The sequence below is a fragment of the Acinetobacter lwoffii genome, from assembly GCF_024129715.1.
Lineage (GTDB): Bacteria > Pseudomonadota > Gammaproteobacteria > Pseudomonadales > Moraxellaceae > Acinetobacter > Acinetobacter lwoffii_U.
Genome location: NZ_JAMXXM010000047.1, coordinates 1 through 5,557, shown reverse-complemented (window position 1 = coordinate 5,557; position 5,557 = coordinate 1). Strand labels below are relative to the sequence as shown.

8 protein-coding genes and 1 pseudogene are annotated in these 5,557 nt (G+C 35.6%); 4 read left to right on the top strand and 5 right to left on the bottom strand.

Annotation, left to right across the window (positions count from 1 at the left end; translation table 11 throughout):
- Window positions 1-238: 238 nt before the first annotated feature.
- Window positions 239-1,171 (bottom strand): LysR family transcriptional regulator, encoded by a 933-nt coding sequence (locus NI462_RS14640; protein ID WP_171265302.1) that lies wholly within the window; start codon window positions 1,169-1,171, stop codon window positions 239-241.
- Window positions 1,172-1,304: 133 nt separating this feature from the next.
- Between NI462_RS14640 and NI462_RS14635 the strand changes: the two genes are divergently transcribed.
- The 4 genes from NI462_RS14635 to NI462_RS14620 all read left to right on the top strand — a co-directional run bounded on the left by NI462_RS14635 (window position 1,305) and on the right by NI462_RS14620 (window position 2,875).
- Window positions 1,305-1,733, top strand: coding sequence for a DMT family transporter (locus NI462_RS14635; protein WP_171265301.1), 429 nt, complete (start codon window positions 1,305-1,307; stop codon window positions 1,731-1,733).
- Window positions 1,734-1,745: 12 nt separating this feature from the next.
- Complete coding sequence (locus NI462_RS14630; RefSeq protein ID WP_253161197.1) at window positions 1,746-2,213, top strand: DMT family transporter; 468 nt, start codon at window positions 1,746-1,748, stop codon at window positions 2,211-2,213.
- Between the two features lie 133 nt (window positions 2,214-2,346).
- A complete protein-coding gene (locus NI462_RS14625; RefSeq protein WP_000246756.1) occupies window positions 2,347-2,592 on the top strand; it encodes a type II toxin-antitoxin system RelB/DinJ family antitoxin in 246 nt (81 codons plus the stop codon).
- Window positions 2,582-2,875 carry a type II toxin-antitoxin system RelE family toxin gene (locus NI462_RS14620; protein ID WP_005254654.1) on the top strand — a complete coding sequence of 98 codons (294 nt, stop codon included), beginning with the start codon at window positions 2,582-2,584 and terminating at the stop codon, window positions 2,873-2,875. The genes NI462_RS14625 and NI462_RS14620 overlap by 11 nt, the downstream gene beginning before the upstream one ends.
- Before the next feature lie 142 nt (window positions 2,876-3,017).
- Here the strand turns inward: NI462_RS14620 and NI462_RS14615 are convergent, their stop codons facing one another.
- The 4 genes and pseudogenes from NI462_RS14615 to NI462_RS14600 all read right to left on the bottom strand — a co-directional run.
- A complete protein-coding gene (locus tag NI462_RS14615) occupies window positions 3,018-3,305 on the bottom strand; it encodes a DUF3861 domain-containing protein (RefSeq protein WP_005015460.1) in 288 nt (95 codons plus the stop codon).
- Window positions 3,302-3,832 (bottom strand): PadR family transcriptional regulator, encoded by a 531-nt coding sequence (locus NI462_RS14610; RefSeq protein WP_005254570.1) that lies wholly within the window; start codon window positions 3,830-3,832, stop codon window positions 3,302-3,304. Before NI462_RS14610 ends, NI462_RS14615 begins: the two co-directional genes overlap by 4 nt.
- A gap of 679 nt (window positions 3,833-4,511) precedes the next feature.
- Window positions 4,512-5,123 (bottom strand): recombinase family protein, encoded by a 612-nt coding sequence (locus NI462_RS14605; RefSeq protein ID WP_004811709.1) that lies wholly within the window; start codon window positions 5,121-5,123, stop codon window positions 4,512-4,514.
- 195 nt (window positions 5,124-5,318) lie between these two features.
- A pseudogene (locus NI462_RS14600) lies at window positions 5,319-5,557 on the bottom strand (ISNCY family transposase); the annotation flags it as partial.

Below are 5,557 nucleotides of genomic sequence, written 5' to 3'. Positions count from 1 at the left end.
GTTATGCGTTGATCGCAGATTTCCTGCAAGACCGACAATCGTTTAAGTTCTTTATCCGACATAGACACCAACATATCAAACCGTCCGCTAACGAAATTGCAAAAGTGCATATTCTAAAAGCGGACATTTTTACTTTGGAGAAACCGGACATTTCTATTTGGGGCTTACACATACATTTCGTATAAGGTGTATTATGTTAATTTAAGAAATACTAAAATAAACGTCTTTTTAATAGATTTCAAAAAGTAAGAATATTATCCCAATAAGGAGGGCTTCCAATTTCCTTTAATATAAAATCTAAAACAGTTCTCACCTTTTTTGAACGAATTCTGTTTTCAGGAGAGACTAAATGAATCCCAACAGTATAAGGTTCTACTGTGCAAAGCCATTTAGGGAGTAATTTAACGAATTGCTTGTTTTTAAAATAACCTTCTTCAAAAATCCATGTAGGGAATAATACAATCCCTCTACCTTCCAATGCCGCTGAAACCAACACTTCAGCATTGTTACTTGTTAAAGGACCTTGGGGTTCTATTTCAATAGGCTTGTCGAGTTCATCTTGGCGAAAATACCATCTTTGACTCCCCGAAACACCTTTGTAAACAAGGCATTGGTGTTTCTGAATATCTTGAGGTGTTTCAGGTGTTCCATAGCACTCAAGGTATTCTGGGCTCGCACACAATACGTAAGTCTGATCACATACTTTTCTTGCGATCAGTGCTGAATCTTGCAGTGATCCAATCCGAATCGCAATATCGACACCTTCTTGGACAGGATCAATAAATGTATCTGTTAGGATTAGTTCCACTGAAAGATCGGGATAGATATCATGCAGTTGATTAACAATGCGCGATATATGTAATCGCCCTAGGGCAACTGCGGTATTAATACGTACCAATCCTCTCACATTTGAATTTTTCCCTGTGGCCTCCTCGTTGGCAAAGTCCAACGTATCGAGTACCTCCTTGATTTGGATATAGTACTTCTCCCCAATTTCAGTCAGCCGAACAGACCGTGTATTACGATAAAAAAGCTGCTGTCCAATGTCTTGTTCAAGTTTAGAAATAAACCGAGATACAGAAGAAGAGGGAACTTGAAAATGTTTGGCTGTCGCAGAAAAGCTGCCAGTAGTTGCGACCATCGCAAAGTAACGTAATGCTTTTAACTGCATTTATATTTTTCCCAAAATATATCGAGTAAGACTATTGTTGTGATTATAGCAATTATGTTTTGAAAAAATGATTCATTGTAGCTTTCTAACAATCAAATATAATTCACGTCTCCTCTTACTCAGTAAGTAATGTATGAAACAGTTATGGATTTTACCATTGGTCTTTTTTGCTGGCATGGGGCTATCTATTGAAGCTGGTTTGCTGGGACCATTGGGTGAAGAAATTGGGCATATTTGGGCCACATTAGGCATTTTTGCGTTGGGTTCTATCCTATTAACATTTGGTCTTATTTTTGGTCGTCCACGACTCTCTATTATGTTCAAACAACCACGCTGGCTACTTGCAGGCGGCCTGTTAGGTCCAATATATGTCGTCTCTTTAACTGTAGCTACGCCCCTCATTGGCGTTGGTTTGACAATGGTAGGTATTTTATTTGGTCAAGTAGCTACCAGCCTAATTATTGATCACTGGGGTTTATTAGGGAGTAATAAACGAGCTATAGACAAGTATCGTATCGGGGCACTCATTGCCATTTTAGCTGCATTGTGGCTCATTCAATAAGGAAGCTTTCCCATGATTTATATAATGTTACTTGTTGTTATTTTTGGTGGAGCTGTCTTATGTGCCCAGTCATCAATCAATGGTCGTCTAGGTTCAGCAGTAGGAGTATTAGAAAGTTCTTGGTTAACATTTGTGATGGGCACACTTGTTAGCTTCTTAATAGCATTCTTCTTTGAACCACATCATTCTTTAAATTTATTTACCGCTCCAAGATGGCAGCTAACTGGCGCATTTTTTGGTGTTGCCTATATGCTCATAGTTGTGTTTGCTATGCCTAGACTTGGTGCTGCTGCAACAACTGTTGCTGTAATAAGTGGACAGTTAGTAATGAGTTTATTAATTGATAATTTTGGCTGGTTTAATAATACTGTTATCACTATGGATGGATCGAGAGTTGCTGCTCTTTTACTATTAGCTATTGCACTATTTTGTATTTATAAAAGCAGTGCTACTGCCATAATTCAATCCAAGTCGAATTAAAAATAAAAAGGATTTCATTTTAAAATATTTTCTTATTTCCCCCCTATTTAACATAATGGCGGTTATACGAAGTCGACTTGTAATGCAATTTGCATTACAGTACTCTTAGCACATTAAATAACTGGGAGATATGATGGCTACTGTTAACTTCAGGGTCGATGAAGCCCTTAAAGAAAAATCCTATTCCATCCTTAAAGAACAAGGTATTGCACCTACAGATTTCTTTACTAGTATTCTTGAGTATGTTGCTACGACTGGGAAACTACCTGTCAAAAAAGCTTTGCTTTCAGAAGAAGATGAAGAATTATTAGCTCTTGTCCGTAAGCGCATTAATGACCCTAAAGAGATGTTTGAGGAAGTCACATTAGATGACTTATAAGCTTTTACGTCACAAAGACTTTACAGCAGAATGGGAAAAACTCCCTGTTGCTATACGAGATCAATTTAAGAAGAAACTAGCCAAAGTCATAGAGCAGCCACATATTCCAAAGAATATGCTGAGAGGCGATCTTGCAGGTTGCTATAAAATTAAATTATTAAAAGCTGGTGTCAGACTTGTCTATCAATTTAAAGATGATCAGGTAGTTATCTTGCTCATCACAGTCGGGAAACGAGCTGATAGCATAGTTTATGAAGAAGCTAAAAAGCGCATTAAAGACTAAAAATGGGAGCTTATAGCTCCCATTTTTGCATTCGTATAAGGTGTATTATGTTAATTTTAAGAAAACTAAATAATTTAACCTTAAATATTTTTCATATCAGATTAACTCAAAGGAATAGATTTAAATGGACTAACTCCGTAAGTTAAAGTTTTTTGATTGATTTAATAAATTCAATAAATTGCGGCGAAAAATCTTTAAATAAAGGAATATCTTTATTTTCTAATAACACTTCTCCCATAAGCTTTAATCCTACGGCAAAAGATTTCATTGATTCTTCATCTATAATTTTTTTCTGCTGCAATTTTTCTAAAACTTTGAAAATATCATCGTGATTATAAGCAGTAAAAACAAGATCTTCAGTGTAAGTTGAAGGCTGTCCTTTTGGATCGACAAGATGCTTTACACTAATTTGATATTTATGTTGTTTCATCGGACTACCTCATTTTTAAGACAGCTAATATCAACAGCAGCTTGATCAATGCTCTTAGCAATTTGATGAATTGTTTCTTCAGTCAGTGCATTATTTTTTAATTTAAGTCGCAATGATGTTTTTAAGTTTGCCATTGCACGATAGATATCTAGATATTGATCATTATTTTGAATTTCACGTCGCGTCTCTAAGCGGCCAAGGATATGTTCTAAATGCTCTCTTTGACCATTTAAATGGTTAATACCAGTCACTGTAATCTTGTACTGCTTACGGTCACCATCAGGTTTTTCAATAGAAACAAATTGCATGTCTTCAAGATAAGATAAGGTTGGGTAAATTGTGCCTGTACTTGGGCTATATCCACCACCTACCAACTCACCAATGCTTTTAATAATTTCGTAACCGTATCTAGGCGCTTGTTCAATTAAAGAAAGCACTAGCAATTTCATATGGCCAGATTCAAATAAACGGCTTTTACGTGATGGCGTATCTGAATTTATCAGCAAAGAGTCAGTTGTTTCATTCATAAGTTGGTATATCTAAGATTTATTAAGATATATCTTAATAAATCTTAGATATATTTTCAATTCTTTTATTTATCCCCGCATTTAACATGATGGTTGTTATGCGAAATTCCTAGCATATTCATCTTTTGTCTTATATCTTTATTTTTACCAATAGGTAAAATATATTCATAACTTACATCGAAAAGTAGGTAATTAAGAAAAAAATTACAGCGTTTTATAAGCCTTATAGTAACGGGAGAGACTATAGGGCTTTTTATTTATCTTAATATTCATATATCTATGATGAAGCCATGATGCTCGGCGATATAAAAAACCGGCTTGAGAATAGATCGGTCTTTTATGATATTTGCTAAAATGCTCTTTTAAAATATAAAAAACTAAGCGTGTATAGCACTGGGTCTAGGTGTTCTTTGGGCTTAGTTATTAGCGTTATTTAAATAAGTATAAGTCAATTTTTACCTAATGGATTTGCTTTTCAACTAGTTCCAATTTGTTTAATGCTTGCCCTTTTTTATGATCATTATTAATCTTTACAACTAGAGCTAAAATAAAAACCATCACTATAAAAACAAGGAAAATCAAATGCTTTTTCATCATTAATCCCTTCTTTTGATCTTTAAGAATGCCTTGTTCCTTTGTAAATAGATATGACATAAGGGAAGCACTGATACAAGCCTTTTTAAATGACTTTAGCAACTCGATAAACAGTTGCAACTCCACAATTCACTGCTTTGGCAATTTCTTCCTTAGTCATATTGCCAGCTGCTAGTAATTCTTTTATTCGTTTGTGCTTAGCCTCATTGGCTTTCTTACCTGTTGGCTTGTAACCCGAACGTGCCAGGCCCTGCTTAATACGTTCTATACGTTTCTCATTGTCTAGGCGAGCCATTGTTGCCAGGAGATCAATCAACATATTATTAATGAGTTCTAGGATTGAATGAGTAATGGTGTCACTGGTTTGAATCATTTGGTAGGTAGTAGGAAGATCTGCCACAATTAATCGAAGTCCTTTCTCTTGAATCCTGCGCTTCAGCTCTTGAAAATCTCGTTGGGTTAGGCGTGATAAGCGGTCAATACTTTCAACTAACAAGGTGTCACCTTGATTTGCTTCTGACAGCAGCTTATTCAATTCAGGTCGGTCTAACTTCGTACCACTATAGTTTTCCACGTACACAATGGTTTCACCCAAATTCAAGTTTTGGTTTAGATCCTGAAGAATCTGCAAAGCCCTTTTTGCATCTTGATCTTTAGTTGAAGCTCGTAGATAAATACGTGTATTCATTTCTATCATTTAATCTTAATTCTATTAGATTAATGATAACAACATCATTTAATTATTGCATTAAGTCTAATGATAGATATTGTATGCGATTTGGCTCGCTATCATTCAGCTATAGTCTTTTGATAAAAAAGCATAACTAAAAGCCATGCCTTGGGTGTTATTCCCAAGTAGAAATGTCCTACCTAATAACCAAATAGAAATGTCCTATATGGACAATTCCAAGTCAAGCACAGGATTTAGATTTCGTTCTTTGATTGCTATTTTCTGTGCACGTCTGCTTGGCATCTTTTGAGAACGATTGCGTTTGTTTTGTTGTTCCAGTTCTTCATGCTGTTGTTGGATATGATTCAGAACAGCACCCAACCGTTTATTCTCAACAATCTCTCGCTGATTCAGCTGACTTAATTTATCGAAGAGGCTGTAATTGATCTTTCGGCCATCAT